Here is a 19,434-nt window from a genome sequence, read left to right on the forward strand (position 1 = left end):
ACGGCGTCCTGCGAGCCGTGGCGCGGTCGGGATGACCCGGTGGGTGGGCGAGCCCCGCGAACCGGGTGCCCGGGAGCCTCAGGCCGCTTCGCGCCGCATCGTCGGCACCCGCATCGGGCGCGAGCCCGGGCCGCCGACGTGGGAGAAGGGCTGGGTCCGCCAGTCGAGGCCCCGGGGGAGCGTCAACAGCAGGGCGGTGTCCTGCTCGTGGGGCTGGAACGACTCGTCGGCGGGGCGCGCCTCGGTGGCCCGGCGCCCGGTGCCGGCGCAGACCGTGAGCCCGAACGGGTTCCACGGCGAGGCGCACAGCGCGTGCTCCGGCAGCGTCTCCTCGTCCGCCAGCAGGGCGATGGGCTGCGCGCAGTCCGGGCAGAACACCCGGTACATCTCGAAGGTGTCGTAGGCGTCGAGTTCCTCGTCGTCGAAGGCGTCGGGTTCGACGCCCTCCGATACGGGCTCGACGACCGGCTGCTGCCGCTTGGGCGCGGTACGACCAGGGCGCTTAAGACTCTGCATGGGATTCTCCCCCTCGGGCTGGGTCGTGACGGCACTGCGGCCTCGACCACAGCAAGCACTTCCCGTCCCCCCTCCGGGGTAATCACGAGAACATCACGGAGAACGTTCAACCAGTGTGGTGTTCGTCACATGCCGCTCGCAGATGCCCCGTGCGGTGGGTTTGTCCCCGCCCGGCCGTCGTCCGACGCCCCGTCACATCACGAACGGGGCATGACCCGGACTGCTCAGGTATCCGAGGAGATCAACCGCACTGTAGGTTCTTGCGCCATGGAGGAGCTGGACCGACAGATCGTGCAGCTGCTCGTCAAGGACGGGCGGATGAGCTACACCGACCTGGGCAAGGCCACGGGCCTGTCCACGTCGGCCGTGCACCAGCGGGTGCGGCGGCTGGAGCAGCGTGGCGTCATCCGCGGTTACGCGGCGGTCGTCGACCCGGAGGCCGTCGGGCTGCCGATGACCGCGTTCATCTCGGTGAAACCGTTCGACCCCAGCGCCCCCGACGACATCGCGGACCGCCTCGCCGGGGTCCCCGAGATCGAGGCCTGCCACAGCGTCGCGGGCGACGAGAACTACATCCTCAAGGTCCGGGTGGCCACCCCGCACGAGCTGGAGGAGCTGCTCGCGCGCGTCCGCTCGCTGGCGGGTGTGTCGACCCGGACCACCGTGGTCCTCTCGACCCCCTACGAGTCCCGGCCCCCGCGGATCTGACGGCGCCCGCGCGGGAGCGGGAGCCACGGGCGGCCGCCGGGCCCGCCCCGGCTGCCGTGCGGTGTCCGTGAGGGGCGAGACTGGTGTCCATGAGTGAGTCCACCACCCCGTCCTCGACCGTCCTGCTGCGCCGCGGCGAGGTCCACAGTCCCGCCGACCCCTTCGCGACCGCCATGGTCGTCGAGCGCGGCCAGGTCGCCTGGGTCGGCTCGGAGGGCGCCGCGGACGCCTTCGCGGACGGGGTCGACGAGGTGATCGACCTCGACGGCGCGCTCGTCACCCCGGCGTTCACCGACGCACATGTGCACACCACGGCCACGGGCCTCGCGCTCACCGGCCTCGACCTCTCCGCCGCCCCGACCCGCGAGGCGGCCCTCGCCCTCGTACGGGACTTCGCCGCCGCCCGCCCGGAGGACCGGGTGCTCCTGGGCCACGGCTGGGACGCCGCCCGCTGGCCGGACGGACAGCCCCCGACGCGCGCCGAACTGGACGCGGCGACCGGCGGCCGTCCCCTCTATCTCAGTCGTATCGACGTCCACTCCGCCGTCGTCACCACCGCCCTGCTCGACCTGGCGCCCGGTGGCCTCCCCCGCGGGGACGGCCCGCTCACCGGCGACGCCCACCACGCCGTACGCGCCGCGGCGCTGGGGGCCGTCACCCCCGCCCAGCGCGCCGGGGCCCAGCGCGCCGCCCTCGCGCACGCCGCCTCCCTCGGCATTGGAACCGTTCACGAATGCGCAGGGCCGGAGATCTCCTCCGAGGACGACCTCACCGGTCTGCTGCGCCTGTCCGCCGAGGAGCCCGGGCCGCGGGTGATCGGCTACTGGGCCGAACAGGACGTCGACAAGGCGCGGGAGCTGGGTGCCGTCGGGGCCGCCGGAGACCTCTTCGTCGACGGTTCCCTCGGCTCGCACACCGCATGTCTGCACCAGCCCTACGCCGACGCCGGCCACACCGGCACCGCCCACCTGGACGCCGACGCCGTCGCCGCGCACGTCGTCGCGTGCACCGAGGCCGGCCTCCAGGCGGGCTTCCACGCCATCGGCGACGCCGCCGTGACCGCCGTCGTGGAGGGAGTGCGCGCCGCCGCCGACAAGATCGGCCTCACCCGCGTCCGCGCCGCCCGGCACCGGATCGAGCACGCCGAGATGCTCACCCCTGAGACGGTCGCTGCCTTCGCCGAACTGGGTCTGACCGCCTCCGTCCAGCCCGCCTTCGACGCGCTCTGGGGCGGCGAGGACGGCATGTACGCCCGGCGCCTGGGCGCCGAGCGGGCGCGCACGCTCAACCCCTTCGCGGCCCTGCTGCGCGCCGGCGTGCCGCTCGCCTTCGGCTCCGACAGCCCGGTCACCCCCCTCGACCCGTGGGGCACCGTCCGGGCCGCCGCCTTCCACCGCACTGCGGAACACCGCGTCTCCGTCCGCGCGGCGTTCACGGCGCACACCCGCGGCGGCTGGCGGGCGATCGGCCGCGACGACGCGGGTGTCCTGGTGCCGGGCGTGCCCGCGGACTACGCCGTGTGGCGCACCGGCGAACTCGTGGTCCAGGCCCCGGACGACCGGGTGGCGCGCTGGTCGACCGACCCGCGCTCCGGCACCCCCGGCCTGCCCGACCTCACCCCCGGCCGGGACCTGCCCGTCTGCCTGCGTACCGTGGTGGGCGGCCGGACCGTGTTCGTACGGCCGGGCGAGTGATCTCCACGGCCGACGGGGCGATGATCTTCGCGCGGCCACGACCTGCGTCTCCTCCGCGCTGACCTGCGCATTGACATCAAAGGTGCAGGTGGAACGGCTGTTGACAGGCGACGGCGGGGGGCCGGTAGGTTCGGCCGAGTCCACCACCGGACGCCCGACCGGGGAACCTTCCGCACAGCGTCGCGGCGCCGCTGAGTCAGGACGGTGTGCCGCACCGGGACACCGCCACTGGGAGCCAGGCTCAGTGCCCGCACCGCGACGAGGGAACGTTCCGGCCGGCCGGGAGGTGTGACCCGGGTGGGGCCCGGGCGCTCAGTAGACAACGGCCTAGGTCGACCCGCAGCCGGCGGGTCCCGGGCCGGCCCGAAGGGCGCCGGGCCCCCATCCGTCGCACAAATGGCCTGAATCGGCCATCCCTACCCCGGTTCCGGGAAAACGACACCACCGTACGACCGTCCTGTCACGTCGGCGCAGGCCGCGGCGTTTATGGTGGTCCTCTGTGGACGGACACGAAGGGGCAGTGGTGAACGACGGCGACGGGACGCCCGCGGCTGCGGGGCGGGAGAGGCGGTTCGGCCCCCTGGGCACGGCCTTGGTGATCATCCCGACCTACAACGAGGCGGAGAACATCAGGGCGATCGTCACGCGCGTGCGCGAGGCCGTCCCGGAGGCGCACGTACTCGTGGCCGACGACAACAGCCCCGACGGCACCGGCAAGATCGCCGACGAACTGGCGGCCGGGGACGACCACGTCCAGGTCATGCACCGCAAGGGCAAGGAAGGGCTGGGTGCCGCCTATCTCGCCGGCTTCCGCTGGGGCCTGGACCACGGCTACGGCGTGCTGATCGAGATGGACGCCGACGGCTCCCACCAGCCCGAGGAACTGCCCCGCCTGCTGACCGCGCTCAAGGGTGCCGACCTCGTGCTCGGCTCTCGCTGGGTGCCCGGCGGCCGGGTGGTGAACTGGCCCAAGTCCCGCGAGATCATCTCGCGCGGCGGCAGCATGTACTCGCGGATCGCCCTCGACCTGCCGCTGCGTGACATCACCGGCGGCTACCGGGCCTTCCGCCGCGAGACCCTGGAGGGGCTCGGCCTCGAGGAGGTCGCCTCCCAGGGCTACTGCTTCCAGGTCGACCTCGCCCGCCGCGCGATCAAGGCCGGCTACCACGTCGTGGAGGTGCCGATCACCTTCGTCGAGCGTGAACTCGGCGACTCCAAGATGAGCCGCGACATCCTGGTGGAGGCCCTGTGGCGGGTCACCACGTGGGGCGTGGGGGAGAGGGTCGGCAAGGTCCTGGGCCGGGACAAGCGGCCCGGCACGGCGGCCGACGGACAGGCGGCGTCCGGTGACGAGCCGGCGAAGTCCGGTGACCGGTCGGCCAAGCCCGGTGACGAGTCCGCCAAGCCCGGTGACGAGTCGGCGAAGTCGGGTGCCGAGTCGGAGAAGGCGTCCGACGCCAAGGCCTGACCGGCCTCTTATGCCGCACTGAGCCGGGGCCAGGCACACTGGGAGTATGACGACTGGCGCTCAGACCCCCAGGTCCCCCGCCCGGCCTCCGCGCTCCCGGCTGCGCACGTTCCTGCCGCTGGGCGTCGCCGCCTGGCTCGTGCTGGAGATCTGGCTGCTGATCGTGGTGGCGGGCGCGTCCAGCGGCTTCGTGGTCTTCCTGCTCCTGGTCGCCGGCGTGGTCCTCGGCTCCGTGGTCATCAAGGCGGCGGGCCGCCGGGCCTTCCGCAACCTCACGGAGACGCTCAACCAGCAGCAGTCGGGCATGGGATCCGGTATGCCGCCCGAAGCCCGCCCGAACAGCGAGGGCAATGGCCTGATGATGCTGGGCGGGCTGCTCCTGATCCTGCCCGGCCTGATCTCGGACGCGCTCGGCCTGCTCATGCTGCTGCCCCCCGTCCAGAAGGCGGTGAGCCGGTACGCCCAGCGGACGGTGGAGCGCAAGCTCCGGGACGCCGGTCCCGGCACCCTGGGCGACGCCTTCCGCCAGGCGAGGATGCACCGCCCGGACGGCAAGGTCGTCCAGGGCGAGGTCATACGGGACGATCCGGACGACGCCCCGCAAGGCCCCCGCCCTCCACTGACGCGCTGAGCCCGCGGACACGACAAAACCGCGGGTGCCGTACATGAAGCTCATGTACGGCACCCGCGGTTGTTCGGTTGTGTCGCCTACGGTTTCCCGCTACGCACTCTTGCGGCTGTCTCGCGGATGCACCGCGATGTTCATCGCGCCGGAGCGCAGAACGGCCAGACGCTCCTCGAGGACCTCTTCGAGCTCCTCGCGGGTGCGTCGCTCCATCAGCATGTCCCAGTGCGTACGCGCGGGCTTGGCCTTCTTCTCCTCAGGGCCGTCGCCGTCAACCAGGAGTGCCTGGGCCCCGCAGACCTTGCACTCCCACTCCGGCGGGATCTCCGCCTCGACCGAGAAGGGCATCTCGAATCGATGCCCCTTCTCGCATGCGTACTCCACGGCCTGGCGCGGGGCCAGGTCGATGCCGCGGTCCGTCTCGTAGCTGGTCACCACGAGGCGCGTGCCGCGAAGAGCTCGCTCACTCATGAATCGTGCCTCCCGGGCTTGTCGCCCACAGGACAGGTGTCGCTGTCGTCGTCATCCGGTCAACGTCCGGGCGGCGGTAAAGATTCCCGTTCCGACTCCCGATCCGGGCCCTGCGTCGCCGTCGCAGCCGCAGCCTTGCAACCAGTGCAGTACCCGCCGACGTCCGGTTTGTCACCTCCGCTGGCAGAGGTGACATAGCGATTCGGCACCTTTGACGCGCAGTAACGGTACGCCTGGCAGGCCAAACGCGTACACTACAGCCCTTTCGCGCCGAGTGCTAAATCCTTTCGGGTACCGGGTTGCCCGCGTCGCCGATCGCCCGCCGCACCGGGACCCGCGCGAGCAGCGCGAACCCGATGACGAAGAACGCCACCAGCGAGATGATGGCGTCCCGGTAGCTCCCGGTCAGCTGGTAGGTCAGCCCGAAGAGCAGCGGTCCCAGCCAGCTCATCCCGCGGTCGCTCAGCTCGTACGCCGAGAAGTACTCGGCCTCCTTGCCCGGCGGGACCAGATGGGAGAACAGGGAACGGGACAGCGCCTGGCTGCCGCCCAGGACGAGCCCGATCCCGGCGGCCAGCACGAAGAACCACACCGGCGCCCCGGCCGGCAGGAAGTACCCGGCCGCGAGGGTCACCGTCCAGGCGACCAGCGAGCCGAGGATCGTGCGCTTCGCCCCGTACCTGCGGGCCAGCCGGCCCAGCGCCAGCGCGCCCGCCACCGCCAGCACCTGGACCAGCAGGATCGCCACGATCAGCGTGGACTGCCCGAGGTCCAGTTCCTCGGAGCCGTAGACCGAGGCCTGGGAGATCACCGTCTGGATGCCGTCGTTGTAGACGAGGTACGCCAGCAGGAAGGCCAGCGTCAGCGGGCGGCGCCGCATGTCCCGGACCGTCGCCGCGAGCTGCCGGAAACCGGGCAGCGCCGCCTCCCGGGCCACCGCACGCCGATCACGCAGCCGCCGGAGCGGAATGAGCGCGAAGGCGCCCCACCACAGCCCCGCCGACGCCAGGCAGATGCGGACCGCCGCGCTCTCGCTCAGCCCGAAGGAGTCGTGGCCGGTGTAGAGGACCAGGTTGACGATCAGAACCAGGGAGCCGGCCGCGTAGCCGAAGGCCCAGCCGCGGGAGGAGACCGCGTCGCGCTCCTCGGGCGGGGCGATCTGGGGCAGGTAGGAGTTGTAGAGCATCATGGCGACCGACTGCGCCGCGTTGGCGACGACCAGGAGCAGGCCGCCCAGCAGATAGCGGTCGCCGTCGAGGAAGAACATGGCGGTCGTCGCCGCGGCGCCGGTGTACGCGGCGGCGGCCAGCAACGGCTTCTTGCGGCCCGAGCGGTCCGCCGCCGCGCCCACCAGCGGCATCACCAGCACCGCCACGATCACCGAGAGCGACACCGAATACGCGAAGAACGACCCGGCGCGCACCGGTATGCCCAGGGGGTGGACATAGCCGTCCGCGTCCGCCGCCGATTCGGCGACCGAGGTCAGATAGGGACCCAGGAACACGGTGAGCACGCTCGTCGAGTAGACGGAGCACGCCCAGTCGTAGAAGTACCAGCCGCGCTGCTCGCGCCGGCGTTCGGCGGCTGGATCGGCCCCGTCTGCCGCGTCCGTCCGCAGGGTGTCGGTGCCCACCGTGCCCTCGCCTTCCCCGTGAACGCGCACCGTCCGCGGGGCACGGCCGGGCTCATCCCCAGACGCCGCGGTCCTCCATGACCTTGCGCAGTGTGTCGATGTGATCGGTCATGATGCCATCCACTCCCAGGTCCAGGAGCCGGTGCATGCGGTCCGGATCGTTGACCGTCCAGACGTGCACCTGCAGCCCGCGCGCGTGGGCGGCGTGGACGAAGCGGTGGTCCACCACCCGGACGCCCGACTGCGCCTCGGGGACCTGCGCGGCCACCGCCGAGCGGCGCAGCGCGGCAGGTACGCCCCAGGAGCGCAGCCGCAGACCGAGGATGCCCCGGGTGCCGTACGAGGTGGCCAGGCGGGGGCCCGCGAGTCGCTGGGCGCGGACCACGCGCGCCTCGGAGAACGAGCCGACGCAGATCCGGTCCCAGGCGTCCCTCCGCCCGATCAGCTCCAGGAGGGGGCGCAGCGCGGGCTCCGCCTTCACGTCGATGTTCCAGCGCACCTCGGGGAAGGTGTCCAGGAGGTCCTCGAAGAGCGGTACGGGTTCCTCGCCCGCCACGCGCGCGTGGCGCACGCGCTCCCACGGCAGGTCGGCGATCCGCCCGGCCCCGTCCGTCACCCGGTCCAGGGTCGCGTCGTGGAAGGTGACGAGCCTCCCGTCCCGCGTGGCGTGTACATCGGTCTCGATGTACCGGTAGCCCGCCTCGACCGCGCGGCGGAACTGCCGCAGCGTGTTCTCCAGGCCGTCCGCCGCCCCGCCCCGGTGGGCGAAGGCTATGGGGCCGGGATGGTCCAGGTAGGGGTGGCGTATCGGGGTGGTCACCGACGCAGTATCGCGCGCCGGGGTTGACCGGCGGCAACCACCGTGCTGCCGTCCGGTGCCGCCGGTACGGCGAACACGCGCAGGAACACCTGGGCGAGCGGGCCGATCGACACGGCGTAGAGCAGGGTGCCCAGTCCGACCGTGCCGCCGAGGGCGAAGCCCGTCACCACGACGGTGATCTCGACGACGGTCCGCACCAGGCGCACCGAGAGCCCCGTGCGCCGGTTCAGCCCCGTCATCAGGCCGTCCCGCGGTCCCGGGCCGAAGCGGGCGGCGATGTACAGCCCGGTCGCCGCGCCGTTCAGGACGATGCCCGCCACCATCGCCGCGATCCGCAGAGTCCAGCCGTGGGCGTCCGGGACGACGCCCAGCGTGGCGTCCATCGCGGCGCCGATCACGAGCACGTTGGAGACGGTGCCGAGGCCCGGCCGCTGGCGCAGCGGGATCCACAGCAGCAGCACCACGGCGCCCACGACGGTCAGGACCACGCCCATCGACAGCCCGGTGTGCTCAGCGAGGCCCTGGTGCAGCACGTTCCACGGCTCCAGCCCGAGCCCGGACCTGACCAGCAGCGCCGAACTCGCGCCGTAGAGCACGAGACCGCCGTAGAGCTGGGTCAGCCGCCGCGTGAGTCGCCTTGACTGGCCCGACTGGCCCGACTGGCCCGACTGCCTGGACTGACTGGACAAGAGGTGCCCCCTGGGTGGTGGTAGTGGCCTGCCACATGACACCCTGTGGCTTGGGAAGAAGAGTCAACCATGGCCAATTCGGGGAAGGTGGACTGATTTCCATGGCGCAATGGACCTCGGCTGTGGGAGCGGGACAGCTCGCCCGACTGCTCGGCTCCCAGCAGGACCGGCCGGCCGGCCCCGGCACCCGCCGCCCGCCGGCCTACCGCGCACTCGCCGACGGCATCCGGCTGCTCGTGCTGGAGGGCCGCGTCCCGGTCGCCGCCCGGCTGCCCGCCGAACGGGAACTGGCCCTCGCCCTGACCGTCAGCCGCACCACCGTCGCCGCCGCCTACGAGGCGCTGCGTGCCGAGGGCTTCCTGGAGTCCCGGCGGGGCGCGGGCAGCTGGACCGCGGTGCCGGCCGGGAACCCGCTGCCGGCCCGGGGGCTCGAGCCGCTGCCGCCCGAGGCCCTCGGCTCGGTGATCGACCTGGGCTGCGCGGCGCTGCCCGCACCCGAGCCCTGGCTCACCCGCGCGGTGCAGGGCGCCCTCGAGGAGCTGCCGCCGTACGCGCACACGCACGGCGACTATCCGGCCGGACTGCCCGCGCTGCGCGCGATGATCGCCGAGCGCTACACCGCGCGGGGCATCCCCACCATGCCCGAGCAGATCATGGTGACCACGGGGGCGATGGGCGCGATCGACGCCATCTGCCACCTCTTCGGAGGCCGCGGCGAGCGCATCGCCGTCGAGTCCCCGTCCTACGCCAACATCCTCCAGCTGATGCGCGAGGCCGGGGCCCGGCTGGTGCCCGTCGCGATGGCCGAGGGGCTCATCGGCTGGGACGTGGACCGCTGGCGCCAGGTGCTGCGCGACGCCGCACCCCGCATCGCCTACGTCGTCGCCGACTTCCACAACCCCACCGGCGCGCTCGCCGACGACGACCAGCGGCGGCGGCTGGTGGACGCGGCCCGGTCCGCGGGGACGGTGCTCGTGGCCGACGAGACGATGAGCGAGCTGTGGCTGGACGAGGGCGTCGAGATGCCGCGCCCCGTGTGCGCCTTCGACCCGGCCGGGTCCACCGTGATCACCGTGGGCTCCGCGAGCAAGGCATTCTGGGCCGGGATGCGCATCGGCTGGGTCCGTGCCGCGCCCGACGTGATCCGCAGCCTGGTCGCCGCGCGGGCGTATGCCGACCTGGGCACACCGGTGCTGGAGCAGCTCGCCGTGAACTGGCTGTTCAGCACCGGCGGCTGGGAGCAGGCCGTGGCGGTGCGCCGCGAACAGGCCCGGCAGAACCGGGACGAGCTGGTGGCGGCGGTACGGCGGGAGCTGCCGGACTGGGAGTTCGAGGTGCCCCGGGGCGGGCTCACCCTGTGGGTGCGGACCGGAGGCCTGTCGGGTTCCCGGCTCGCCGAGGCGGGTGAGCGGGTGGGGGTCCGCGTCCCGAGCGGGCCGCGCTTCGGCGTCGACGGCGCCTTCGAGGGATACGTCCGACTGCCGTTCACGGTCGGCGGCGCGGTGGCCGAGGAGGCGGCGGTACGACTGGCCGCCGCGGCCCGGCTGGTGGAGAACGGGGGCGTCGGCGGCGGCGAGGCCCCCCGGACGTTCGTGGCCTAGGGCCGGTCCGAGGGGGCCGGGGCGGAGCGGTGGGTCGGGCCGCCCCGGCCACGGGGTCAGGAGGAGGTCTCCGCCGCGACGGCCTCGGCGGGGACCGGGTCAGCGGGAGCCGGCTCGGCCGGTGTCCCGGCCGTCGCCTTCTCCGCCGTCACCGGGGTCGGCTCCGTGTCCGACGCGGTCTCCTCCGGCTCGCTCGCGACCACGATGACCGGGGCGTCCTTCTTCTCCATGGAGACGGCCTTCACCTTGGCCTCCGCCACGGCCTCGGCCTCCGCCTCCGCCTCCGCCTCCGGAGGAAGGGGGGCCTGCTCCCCGTCCGCCGGTGTCGTGCGCGGGGGGAGCAGGTCGAGCACCGCCTGCCGGTGTGCCTCGCTGGTCGCGTCGTCGTAGGGGTCGGGAGTGGCCGGAACCTGGAGACGGTGCACCGGGCCGGTGCCCAGGCGGGCGTATCCGCGCCCGGGCGGGACCTGGGTGAGGGGCGTGGTGTGCGGGGGAGCGCCCAGCGCGTTCGCCAGCTCCTCGGCGGTGGCCGGGCCGAGCACGACACGCGCGCGCGTGTGCTGCCGTACGGCGTCGGTGAGGCCGTCCAGGGCGTCCAGCTGGTCGGCGACGACCACCGTCACGTTCGCGGCCCGGCCGTGCCGCAGCGGGATCTGGAGCAGGGTCTGCGGGTCCCGGCGGCCGCCCGTGGCGGCGAGGTGCGTGAACGCGGTCGGACGGTCCAGGAAGATCCACAGGGGTCGCCGGGTGTCGTCCGGTGCGGCCAGACCCTGCTGGCGGGCCTGGTTGACGGAGATCAGCCGCCGCTCCGTCTCGGCCGCGGCCCACTCCAGGCTGGTCAGCGCGCCGGTGAGGCCGCACTCCACGGCCAGGACGCCGTCCCGGCCGACCAGGCAGGCGTACTCCCCGGTGCCGCCGCCGTCGACGATCAGCAGGTCGCCGTGGTGCAGCGCCTGGAGGGCGACCGAGCGCAGCAGGGTGGACGTGCCGGTGCCGGGCTGCCCCAGGACCAGCAGGTGGGGCTCGGTCGAGCGGATACCGGTGCGCCAGACGACCGGCGGTACGTCCCGCTGCTCCACGCCGTGGGTGAGCGGGAGCGTGCGCTGGACCCGGGTCGGGTCGGTGAACCCGAGGACGGTCTCGCCGGGAGCCGTCACGAAACGCTGGGCGGCGATGTCGGTGGGCAGCGCCGCGAGCACGTCGACGCAGAGGTGGTTGGCCTCCTCGTCCCACGTGAAGTGGTACTCACGGCCCCGGCCGGACTTCGCGGTGAGCAGGTGCTCGATCCGGGCCCGGGACTCGGCCTCCCCGTCGGTGAAGTAGGCGGGGTAGCGGATCACGAGGTGGGCGACGCGGCCGTCGTCGTCGAACTCGTACGCCGGGAACGCCTTCTCCCACCCGCCGCCGTGGGCGTACAGGGGGTCGGGGTCCTCCGCGAGGGAGAAGTACGGGACCAGCGCCTCGTAGAGCGACTGCAGGCGCCTGGCCCGGGTGTCGTCGTCGGCGCCCACGGGCGCCGCCGGGGTGCGCTCCCTGCCCTGCCAGGCTGCCGCCGCCATCAGGACGATGACGGCGAGCAGCGGGCCGTACGGCACGAGCGCCACCACCAGGACCACCGAGGCCACCAGGAACAGCAGCGCGCCGCGCCGGTCCTTGGGGGTCTCGGTCCATCTGCGCCGCGCGGCCGCGGCCAGTCGGCGCAGACCGCGGGCGATCGTGATCAGCGGCTGGAGGACGTCGGTGGCGCTGTCGGCCGCCGTCCGGGCCAGCTCCCGGCTCCGGGCGAGCTGTGCGCCGCCGTTGCTCAGAATGCGGGGGAGGGGCCGCCGGGCCACTGCTGCCTCCTGGAGGTGCGTACGTGCGGATGTCGGGCGGTGGAGCGGGGCCGTCAGAACTTGATGCCGCCGAGGAGGCCCGCCAGGCTCTCGCCGCCTGCCTTGATGCTCGGGGCGATGGCCGTACTCGCGAGGTAGAACCCGAAGAGGACGGCGACGAGCGCGTGGGAGGCCTTGAGGCCGTCCTTGCGGAAGAAGATGAAGACGACGATGCCGAGCAGGACCACGCCTGAGATCGAGAGGATCATGTGAGTTCTCCTGGTTCACGGGGACAGTCACCATGAGTACTTCCAGGCTCACAGCATGTATCCATACGATAAAAGGTGCAAATGGGGGAAATTTGACTGAATTGCCCCAAGTGGCGTAGAGGTCCTTGGTCCGCTCGGGTGCCCCGCGAGCCAGTACCCTGGCGGTTCACCCGCACCGCCGCACCGCTCGTGGCGGTGCGTACACGTTGTCCCCGGCGTTCGTCAGGCTCGGACGAGCGTCACGTCGGTACTGAGAGGTGGTCCGGCCGATGAGCGAAGCCCCCGACCCCGAGGTCGTGGAGCTGGCGACCAAGATCTTCGATCTGGCCCGGCAGGGGCGGACCGAGGAGCTGGTCGCGTACGTGGACGCCGGTGTACCGGCCGACCTCACCAACGACCGCGGCGACTCCCTCGTCATGCTCGCCGCCTATCACGGGCACGCCGACGCGGTGCGCGCGCTGCTGACCCGTGGCGCCGACGCCGACCGCGTCAACGACCGGGGTCAGACACCGCTCGCCGGAGCCGCCTTCAAGGGGGAGACGGACGTGATCAAGGCGCTGCTGGAGGCCGGCGCGGACCCGGCGGCGGGCACGCCGTCGGCCGTCGACACGGCGCGGATGTTCGCTCGGACGGACCTGCTGGAGCTGTTCGGCGCCCGGTGACGGGACCGTGGCGAGGGCCGTGTCCGGGTCCACTCCACATTTTTCTGACCAGGGAAAACACTGAAAACGGGGGAGGCGGTACAGGGCCGCCGAAATTTCGGTCGCGGCAGATGTGACCGCCGGGCCATCATGACGACGTGGTTCACGGACGTGATGGCTGGGCAGGTGTTGCCGCACCGCGCGGGCCGTGACACGGCCCGCAAGGGCCACCGACGAGAGGCAGAGGAACATGGTCTTCAGCAAGCAAGAGACGGCGGGCGCTCCGACGTGTTGGCGCACGGCCAGGTAACGCGTGCTCCCCGGTTGCGTCGACGCTTGATGTGAGGCTGTTTCCCATGTTCGATCCGGTCATAGCGCCCAGCGGTACGCTGCTCGGCCTGCTTCAGCGGGGTCGCGGCGACGGCACGCTGCACGCGCTCACCGCTCCGCGCGCCGAAGCGCTCGCGGCACTGAACCACTGTGTGCTCCACGACCCCCGCCACGACTGGCAGGTCGAGAACCGCTCCCTCTACTACGCCCGCCTCTACCTCGACCTGAACGGCGAGCTGGACGCGATCGAGGCCCACCTCTTCGACCCCGAGGACGTCCTGGACGCCGACGAGTCGCGCACCGGGCTGGCCCTCGCGGTCCTCGGTCACCTCGCCTCCTACGGCAGGCTGGACGCGCTCCGGCTGCTGCGCCGGTACGCCGCACATGGCGTCAACTGGGCGTGGGCCCTGGACGAGCTGGCGCTGCGCGACGACGACGCGGGGCTGCGCGCCCTGGCCGCGCCCGTCCTGGCCCGCTTCCCGCGCGACGCCGAGGGCGAGGCCGAGCTGGCCGCCGCGGTGCGGGACGCCTTCGAGCCCCGGCCCTGGCGCCTGTGGGCCGACGACCCCCGCGAATTGATCGCCACGCGCGTGCGCGCCGCCCAGGAGACGGGCTGCTTCGACCGCTGGCAGCGCCAGATGAACTCCACCGGACCGCGTCCCGGCTGGAGCGTGCGAGCCGTGTTCGAGTGGGCCGAGCAGGGCGTCGAGCGCGGCACCCCGCTCCACGTGCCGGCCGCGCGCTGCCTCACGGCCGTCGCCGGGCCCGAGGACCGGCCCGAGATCGTCGAGGCCGCGCGGTCGGGCACCGAGGGCGCCCGCTGCACCGCCCTGCGCTATCTCGCCGACAGCAATGATCCGGACGTCCTCGACCTGATCGAGGGCGCCGTGGCCACGGGCTCGACACCGGTCGTCGAGGCCGCCGTCGCCGCCTACGAGCGCATGCGCAGCCTCGCCGCCGTCGACCGGGCCCGCGGCTGGGTGCACCGGCCCGACGCCCTGGGGGCCGCCGCCGGACGGGTGCTCGCCTGCCGGGGCGCCGCCCAGGACCGCGATCTCGTGCTCGCGGCGCTGCGGGAGGCGGTACGCGGCGAAGGCCCCGACGCGCCGACCCTGTGGACCCTCGTCGACGGCACCGGGCGGCTCGGTATCGCCTGTGCCGCGCCCGTACTGCGCCACATCTACCGCGAGACCGCCTCCTCCCACCTGCGCGGCCGGGCCGCCCGCGCGCTGGCCGCCACCGACCCGTCCTTCGCGGCGGGCTTCGCCATCGAGTGCCTGTGGGACTGCGAGGAGACCACCCGCGAGATCGCCGCACGCCATGCCGAGACCGGCGACAACCGCGTCGTCGAACGGCTGCGCAGGCTCGCCGCCGACCCGGCCGAGGAGGACGAGGTCCAGACGGCGGTACGCAGCCGCTTCGGACCGGACGCGCCCGCCGTGTGAGCGCCACGGGCGCCGGTCCGACCGGGCCCCGCACCGGGCGCGCGGCTCCAGCCCGAGGCGCTCCGGATGAACGGCGGACGGACCGCGGCTCAGTCAGGCGTGGCCGCGCCCACTCCGACGGGCGGGGTCAGCGCCCCCGTACTCCCAAGAAGCGCACCGGTGTGCCCGGTGACGCCTGGGCCGCCGCCGGGAGGTCGGCGGTGCGCACGACGCCGATCACCGGATAGCCGCCGGTCGTCGGGTGGTCGGCCAGGAACACCACCGGCCGCCCGTCGCGCGGCACCTGCACCGCGCCCAGTACCGTGCCCTCGCTGGGGAGTTCGCCCGGGCGAGCGCGTTCCAGGGCGGGTCCGTCCACGCGCAGTCCGATGCGGTTGCTCGCGGAGGACACCCGGTACGCGCGCGAGGTGAACGCCCGTACCGCCTCCGGCGTGAACCAGTCGGCGCGCGGACCCGGCGTCACCCGCAGGACCAGCTCCGCCGGAGGAGCCGGCTGTGGAGCGACGTCCACGCGCGCGTACCGCCCGCCCGGCCGTCCCAGGGGAAGCACCTGTCCGTCCGCGAGGGGCGGCGGGCCGAGGCCGGACAGCAGGTCGGTGGAGCGGCTGCCGAGGACCGGCTCGACGAGGACGCCGCCCCGGACGGCCACGTAGGAGCGCACCCCGCGGTCCGCCGCCCCGGCGTCGAGCAGCGCGCCGGGCGGCACGGCGACCGGAGCGCCCCAGGACACCGGCCGTCCGTCCACCGTCACCGGGCAGGGGGCGCCGCCGACCGCCACCGTCAGCGCGCACCGCGCGCGCAGCGCACAGCCGGTGAGCGTGGTCTCCAGGACGGCGGCCCCGGGCGGATTGCCGACCAGCCGGTTGACCAGCGCCGCCGCGGGTGCGTCGAGCGCCCCGGAGTGGGGGACGCCGAGGTGGGCGTGGCCGGGCCGGCCCCGGTCCTGCACGGTGGTCAGGGCCCCGGCGCGGACGACCGCGAGCGCACGGTCCGTCATGGACCCCCCTGGCGTCCTCGGGGGACGAACCGCACACGCGTGCCCGGCGACAGCAGCGCCGCCGGAACGCGCCTGTGGTCCCACAGCACGGCGTTGGTGGAGCCGATCAACTGCCAGCCGCCCGGCGACGAGCGCGGGTACACGCCCGTGTACGGCCCCGCCAGCGCCACCGAACCCGCCGGGACGGCGGTGCGCGGGGTGTCCCGGCGCGGCACGTCGTAGCGCGCCGGCAGGCCGGTCAGATAGCCGAAGCCCGGTGCGAACCCGCAGAAGGCGACCCGGAACTCGGTGCCCGCGTGGATGCGTGCCACCTCGTCCGCCGCGACGCCCCAGTGCGCGGCCACGTCGGCCAGGTCCGGGCCGTCGTAGCGGACCGGGATCTCGACGACGTCCCCCGCGCGCGGGGGAGCGGGCGGCACCTCGGCGGCCGTCAGTTCGGCCGCGAGCCCGACCGGGTCGGCGAGGCCGTCGAGGAGGACGGTGCGGGCCGCCGGGACGATCTCCCGGGCCACGAGCGTGCCCTCCGCGCGGCGCCGCGACAGCTCCGCGTGCCACGCCTCGGCCTCCTCGCCCGAGGACACCTCGACGAGCAGGGCGTGGTCGCCGACCCGCAGGACGTTCACGAGAAGGGCTCCACCCGGACTCCGGACGCCTCCAGCCGCTCCCGAATCCGGCGCGCCAGTTCCACCGCCCCGGGCGTGTCGCCGTGCACGCACAGGGAACGCGCCCTCACCTCGACCACGGCCCCCGAGCGGGCGGTGACCGTGCCGGCGCGGGCCAGCCGCACCGCGCGCTCCACGACGGCGTCCGGGTCGGCGATCACGGCGCCCTCCTGCCCGCGCGGCACGAGCGTGCCCCCGTCCGTGTAGGCCCGGTCCGCGAACGCCTCCGGGACCACCGGCAGCCCCGCCCGCCCCGCCCGTTCCAGCACGCGGGAGCCGGGCAGCCCGAGGACGGGCAGCGTGCCGCCCGCCAGGAGCACCCCGTCCACGACCGCGGCGGCCTGCTCCTCGTCCCCGACCACCCGGTTGTAGAGGGCGCCGTGCGGTTTGACGTACGCCACGCGCGTGCCCGCCGCGCGGGCGAAGACCTCCAGGGCGCCGATCTGGTAGGCCACCTCGGCCGCCAGTTCGGCGGGCGGCACGTCCATCGCGCGCCGCCCGAAACCTGCCAGGTCCCGGTAGGAGACCTGGGCGCCGACCACCACGCCCCGCTCCGCCGCCAGCTCGCAGACCCGGCGCATGGTGGCCGGGTCACCGGCGTGGAAGCCGCAGGCGACGTTGGCGCTGGTGACGACGGACAGCAGCCCCTCGTCGTCGGTGAGCCGCCAACGGCCGAAGCCCTCGCCGAGGTCCGCGTTCAGGTCGATCGAGGTCATGTCTCCAGTGTCCCCGGTGCCGTGGCCGCGGGCGGTCCGGGACCCGTGCCGTGGCATCCGGATCACACCACGCGGTACTGCTCGTAACGGGCGTCGGTGAGGAACATCTGCCCCGGCGCGTGGGTGAGCGCGAAGGGCGGCCGCGAGGCCATGACCGCCGCCTGCGGGGTCACGCCGCAGGCCCAGAACACCGGGATGTCATCCGGCTCGCGGTCCACCGCGTCGCCGAAGTCGGGCCGGTCCAGATCGTCGATGCCCAGCGCCGACGGGTCGCCGCAGTGCATCGGGCTGCCGTGCACCGCCGGGAGCAGACTGCTCTCGTGGATCGCCGCCGACAGGTGCGCGGGCGGCACCGGGCGCATCGACACCACCATCGGCCCGCGCAGCCGTCCGGCCGGACGGCACCTGCGGGAGGTGACGTACATCGGGACGTTGCGGCCCTGCTCGACGTGGCGGATCGGGACGCCCGCCGAGGCCAGTGCCCACTCGAAGGTGAAGCTGCACCCGATCAGGAACGTCACCAGGTCGTCCCGCCAGTGCTCCAGCACGTCCGTCGGCTCGTCCACCAACTCGCCGTCCCGCCATACCCGGTAGCGCGGCAGATCGGTGCGCAGGTCCGCGCCGTCGGCGAGCACGGTGGTCCACGACCCGGCGTCCGTGACGTCGAGCAACGGGCAGGGCTGCGGATTGCGGGTGCTGAACAGCAGCATGTCGTACGCCCAGTCGGCGGGCACCGAGATCAGGTTGGCCTGGGTGTGGCCGGCGGCGACCCCGGCCGTGGGGCCGGACAGCCCCTTCCGGAAGCGGGCGCGGGCCGTTTTCGGGCTCCACGTGTGCGCGTGCTCGTCGACGAGGGCGAGCGGACGGTCCCCGGTCGCGGAGTGCGGGTGGTTCATGCCAGTTCCTTTCCGCGCGTCTCCGGCAGACCCAGCAGGGCCAGTGCCGCGATGCCGTAGCCGATGGCGCCGAAGACGAGCGCGCCGCCCACGCCCCAGCTGTCGGCGAGGAAGCCGACCGTGGTGGGGAAGACGGCGCCCACGGCGCGTCCGGTGTTGTACGTGAAGCCCTGGCCCGCGCCCCGCACCGCCGTCGGGTACAGCTCGCTCAGGTACGAACCGAACCCGCTGAAGATGGCCGACATGCAGAAACCGAGCGGGAAACCGAGCACCAGAAGCAGGGTGTTGGCGCCGCTGGGGATGTTCGCGTACGCCAGGATGCAGACGGCCGACAGCAGCGCGAAGAGCCAGATGTTGCGCCTGCGGCCCAGCACGTCGGTGAGCACGCCGCCGGTGAGATAGCCCAGGAAGGCGCCCGAGATGAGGAACGTCAGGTAGCCGCCGGTGCCGACGACCGACAGGTCGCGCTCGTCCTTCAGGTACGTCGGCACCCAGGTGGCGAGGGTGTAGTAACCGCCCTGGACCCCGGTCGAGAGCAGGCTCGCGAAGAGCGTGACGCGCAACAGCCCCGGTGAGTCCGCCGTGCCCGGCTTGAAGATCGCCGCGAACGACCCCTTGCCGGCGCCCTTCTCCCGGACCTCGGCGGCCCGCGGCGCGTCGTGGACACTGCGCCGCACCCACACCACGAGCAGCGCCGGCAGCGCGCCCGTCCAGAACATGACGCGCCAGGCCAGGTCGTCACCTGCCAGCGAGAACACCAGCGTGTACACGATCACCGCGAGTGCCCAGCCCACGGCCCACGAGCTCTGGATCGCGCCGAGCGTGCGCCCGCGGTGCCTGGGGCTCGCGTACTCGGCGACCAGGATCGCGCCGACCGCCCACTCACCGCCGAAGCCGAGGCCCTGGAGGGCGCGGAAGACGAGCAGCGTCTCGTAGTCGGGCGCGAAGCCGCAGGCCACCGTGAAGACCGCGTAGGTGATCACGGTGAGCAACAGCGCCTTGACCCGGCCGACGCGGTCCGCCAGCACACCCGCGAGTGCGCCGCCGACCGCCGAGACGACCAGGGTGACGGTGGTGAGCAGGCCGGTCTGACCGCTGTCCAGACCGAAGTACGCGGCCAGCGCGACCATGGTCAGCGGCAGCGTGAAGTAGTCGTACGAATCGAGGGCGTAGCCGCCGAACGCGCCGCCGAAGGCGCGGCGGCCCCGCGGGCCGAGGGCACGCAGCCAGCCGAACGGGCCGTCTTCCGAGGCGTGTTCGGACGTGCCGGGAGGGCGGGTGTCGGCGGGGAGGGCCGGTGGGGGAGCCGGTGTGCTCATGGTGCACCTCGCAGTGGGAGGACGGGAGGGTGCTGGTCGAGCAGTACAGCGACGCTGCTTGGGCACCGTAGGGGATCGTTCAACGATCCCTCAATACCCCTGTTGTTTCGTTCTGGCATC

At 73.5% G+C, this 19,434-nt stretch carries 19 protein-coding genes; 7 read left to right on the plus strand and 12 right to left on the minus strand.

Annotated elements, in window-relative coordinates:
- Positions 1 to 78: 78 nt before the first annotated feature.
- A complete protein-coding gene (locus ACZ6IM_RS12695; protein WP_052837936.1) occupies positions 79 to 516 on the minus strand; it encodes a hypothetical protein in 438 nt (145 codons plus the stop codon).
- A gap of 267 nt (positions 517 to 783) precedes the next feature.
- On the opposite strand from ACZ6IM_RS12695, the gene ACZ6IM_RS12700 reads away from it, so the two are divergent.
- From ACZ6IM_RS12700 to fxsA, 4 genes are all read left to right on the plus strand, one after another.
- Positions 784 to 1,224, plus strand: a complete 441-nt coding sequence (locus ACZ6IM_RS12700; RefSeq protein WP_019983923.1) for an Lrp/AsnC family transcriptional regulator — start codon at positions 784 to 786, stop codon at positions 1,222 to 1,224.
- Between the two features lie 89 nt (positions 1,225 to 1,313).
- On the plus strand, positions 1,314 to 2,918 hold the full coding sequence (locus tag ACZ6IM_RS12705; protein WP_052837991.1) for an amidohydrolase: 1,605 nt from the start codon (positions 1,314 to 1,316) through the stop codon (positions 2,916 to 2,918).
- A 523-nt stretch (positions 2,919 to 3,441) separates the two neighbouring features.
- Complete coding sequence (locus ACZ6IM_RS12710) at positions 3,442 to 4,386, plus strand: polyprenol monophosphomannose synthase (RefSeq protein ID WP_469556431.1); 945 nt, start codon at positions 3,442 to 3,444, stop codon at positions 4,384 to 4,386.
- Positions 4,387 to 4,432: 46 nt separating this feature from the next.
- Positions 4,433 to 5,017, plus strand: a complete 585-nt coding sequence (gene fxsA, locus ACZ6IM_RS12715; protein ID WP_469556328.1) for an FxsA family membrane protein — start codon at positions 4,433 to 4,435, stop codon at positions 5,015 to 5,017.
- 90 nt (positions 5,018 to 5,107) lie between these two features.
- On the opposite strand, the gene ACZ6IM_RS12720 is transcribed toward fxsA, so the two are convergent.
- The 4 genes from ACZ6IM_RS12720 to yczE form a co-directional block, all read right to left on the minus strand.
- Positions 5,108 to 5,482: an RNA polymerase-binding protein RbpA gene (locus ACZ6IM_RS12720; RefSeq protein WP_003977404.1), complete on the minus strand. Its 375-nt coding sequence runs from the start codon at positions 5,480 to 5,482 to the stop codon at positions 5,108 to 5,110.
- Between the two features lie 277 nt (positions 5,483 to 5,759).
- Positions 5,760 to 7,115 carry an MFS transporter gene (locus tag ACZ6IM_RS12725; protein ID WP_052837938.1) on the minus strand — a complete coding sequence of 452 codons (1,356 nt, stop codon included), beginning with the start codon at positions 7,113 to 7,115 and terminating at the stop codon, positions 5,760 to 5,762.
- A gap of 52 nt (positions 7,116 to 7,167) precedes the next feature.
- Complete coding sequence (locus ACZ6IM_RS12730) at positions 7,168 to 7,935, minus strand: glycerophosphodiester phosphodiesterase (RefSeq protein WP_469556331.1); 768 nt, start codon at positions 7,933 to 7,935, stop codon at positions 7,168 to 7,170.
- Positions 7,932 to 8,624 carry a membrane protein YczE gene (gene yczE / locus ACZ6IM_RS12735; protein ID WP_469556334.1) on the minus strand — a complete coding sequence of 231 codons (693 nt, stop codon included), beginning with the start codon at positions 8,622 to 8,624 and terminating at the stop codon, positions 7,932 to 7,934. The genes ACZ6IM_RS12730 and yczE overlap by 4 nt, the downstream gene beginning before the upstream one ends.
- Before the next feature lie 101 nt (positions 8,625 to 8,725).
- Between yczE and ACZ6IM_RS12740 the strand changes: the two genes are divergently transcribed.
- Complete coding sequence (locus ACZ6IM_RS12740) at positions 8,726 to 10,225, plus strand: SCO1417 family PLP biosynthesis transcription factor (RefSeq protein ID WP_469556336.1); 1,500 nt, start codon at positions 8,726 to 8,728, stop codon at positions 10,223 to 10,225.
- A 56-nt stretch (positions 10,226 to 10,281) separates the two neighbouring features.
- Here ACZ6IM_RS12740 and ACZ6IM_RS12745 read toward each other — a convergent pair whose 3' ends face one another.
- Together ACZ6IM_RS12745 and ACZ6IM_RS12750 are read right to left on the minus strand one after the other, a co-directional pair.
- On the minus strand, positions 10,282 to 12,060 hold the full coding sequence (locus ACZ6IM_RS12745; RefSeq protein ID WP_052837942.1) for a hypothetical protein: 1,779 nt from the start codon (positions 12,058 to 12,060) through the stop codon (positions 10,282 to 10,284).
- 53 nt (positions 12,061 to 12,113) lie between these two features.
- Positions 12,114 to 12,308: a hypothetical protein gene (locus ACZ6IM_RS12750; protein ID WP_003977410.1), complete on the minus strand. Its 195-nt coding sequence runs from the start codon at positions 12,306 to 12,308 to the stop codon at positions 12,114 to 12,116.
- 269 nt (positions 12,309 to 12,577) lie between these two features.
- Between ACZ6IM_RS12750 and ACZ6IM_RS12755 the strand changes: the two genes are divergently transcribed.
- Both ACZ6IM_RS12755 and ACZ6IM_RS12760 read left to right on the plus strand, forming a co-directional pair.
- Complete coding sequence (locus ACZ6IM_RS12755) at positions 12,578 to 12,970, plus strand: ankyrin repeat domain-containing protein (RefSeq protein ID WP_052837943.1); 393 nt, start codon at positions 12,578 to 12,580, stop codon at positions 12,968 to 12,970.
- 335 nt (positions 12,971 to 13,305) lie between these two features.
- The gene (locus tag ACZ6IM_RS12760; RefSeq protein WP_052837944.1) at positions 13,306 to 14,724 is read left to right on the plus strand and encodes a hypothetical protein; all 1,419 of its coding nucleotides are present in this window, start codon (positions 13,306 to 13,308) and stop codon (positions 14,722 to 14,724) included.
- 127 nt (positions 14,725 to 14,851) lie between these two features.
- Here the strand turns inward: ACZ6IM_RS12760 and ACZ6IM_RS12765 are convergent, their stop codons facing one another.
- From ACZ6IM_RS12765 to ACZ6IM_RS12785, 5 genes are all read right to left on the minus strand, one after another.
- Positions 14,852 to 15,721 (minus strand): 5-oxoprolinase subunit C family protein, encoded by an 870-nt coding sequence (locus tag ACZ6IM_RS12765; protein WP_052837945.1) that lies wholly within the window; start codon positions 15,719 to 15,721, stop codon positions 14,852 to 14,854.
- The gene (locus tag ACZ6IM_RS12770; protein WP_052837946.1) at positions 15,718 to 16,344 is read right to left on the minus strand and encodes a 5-oxoprolinase subunit B family protein; all 627 of its coding nucleotides are present in this window, start codon (positions 16,342 to 16,344) and stop codon (positions 15,718 to 15,720) included. The genes ACZ6IM_RS12765 and ACZ6IM_RS12770 overlap by 4 nt, the downstream gene beginning before the upstream one ends.
- Positions 16,341 to 17,099: a LamB/YcsF family protein gene (locus ACZ6IM_RS12775; protein WP_052837947.1), complete on the minus strand. Its 759-nt coding sequence runs from the start codon at positions 17,097 to 17,099 to the stop codon at positions 16,341 to 16,343. Before ACZ6IM_RS12775 ends, ACZ6IM_RS12770 begins: the two co-directional genes overlap by 4 nt.
- 62 nt (positions 17,100 to 17,161) lie before the next feature.
- The gene (locus tag ACZ6IM_RS12780) at positions 17,162 to 17,995 is read right to left on the minus strand and encodes a putative hydro-lyase (RefSeq protein ID WP_469556343.1); all 834 of its coding nucleotides are present in this window, start codon (positions 17,993 to 17,995) and stop codon (positions 17,162 to 17,164) included.
- Positions 17,992 to 19,314 carry an MFS transporter gene (locus tag ACZ6IM_RS12785; protein ID WP_469556346.1) on the minus strand — a complete coding sequence of 441 codons (1,323 nt, stop codon included), beginning with the start codon at positions 19,312 to 19,314 and terminating at the stop codon, positions 17,992 to 17,994. The genes ACZ6IM_RS12780 and ACZ6IM_RS12785 overlap by 4 nt, the downstream gene beginning before the upstream one ends.
- Positions 19,315 to 19,434: the final 120 nt, after the last annotated feature.

This window comes from Streptomyces sp. NPDC042336 (genome assembly GCF_055581985.1).

Coding starts and splice junctions, on each gene's coding strand:
- ACZ6IM_RS12695 (WP_052837936.1), bottom strand. CDS start 516: ATGCAGAGTCTTAAGCGCCCTGGTCGTACCGCGCCCAAGCGGCAGCAG.
- ACZ6IM_RS12700 (WP_019983923.1), top strand. CDS start 784: ATGGAGGAGCTGGACCGACAGATCGTGCAGCTGCTCGTCAAGGACGGG.
- ACZ6IM_RS12705 (WP_052837991.1), top strand. CDS start 1,314: ATGAGTGAGTCCACCACCCCGTCCTCGACCGTCCTGCTGCGCCGCGGC.
- fxsA (WP_469556328.1), top strand. CDS start 4,433: ATGACGACTGGCGCTCAGACCCCCAGGTCCCCCGCCCGGCCTCCGCGC.
- ACZ6IM_RS12720 (WP_003977404.1), bottom strand. CDS start 5,482: ATGAGTGAGCGAGCTCTTCGCGGCACGCGCCTCGTGGTGACCAGCTAC.
- ACZ6IM_RS12740 (WP_469556336.1), top strand. CDS start 8,726: ATGGCGCAATGGACCTCGGCTGTGGGAGCGGGACAGCTCGCCCGACTG.
- ACZ6IM_RS12750 (WP_003977410.1), bottom strand. CDS start 12,308: ATGATCCTCTCGATCTCAGGCGTGGTCCTGCTCGGCATCGTCGTCTTC.
- ACZ6IM_RS12755 (WP_052837943.1), top strand. CDS start 12,578: ATGAGCGAAGCCCCCGACCCCGAGGTCGTGGAGCTGGCGACCAAGATC.
- ACZ6IM_RS12760 (WP_052837944.1), top strand. CDS start 13,306: ATGTTCGATCCGGTCATAGCGCCCAGCGGTACGCTGCTCGGCCTGCTT.
- ACZ6IM_RS12765 (WP_052837945.1), bottom strand. CDS start 15,721: ATGACGGACCGTGCGCTCGCGGTCGTCCGCGCCGGGGCCCTGACCACC.
- ACZ6IM_RS12775 (WP_052837947.1), bottom strand. CDS start 17,099: ATGACCTCGATCGACCTGAACGCGGACCTCGGCGAGGGCTTCGGCCGT.
- ACZ6IM_RS12780 (WP_469556343.1), bottom strand. CDS start 17,995: ATGAACCACCCGCACTCCGCGACCGGGGACCGTCCGCTCGCCCTCGTC.
- ACZ6IM_RS12785 (WP_469556346.1), bottom strand. CDS start 19,314: ATGAGCACACCGGCTCCCCCACCGGCCCTCCCCGCCGACACCCGCCCT.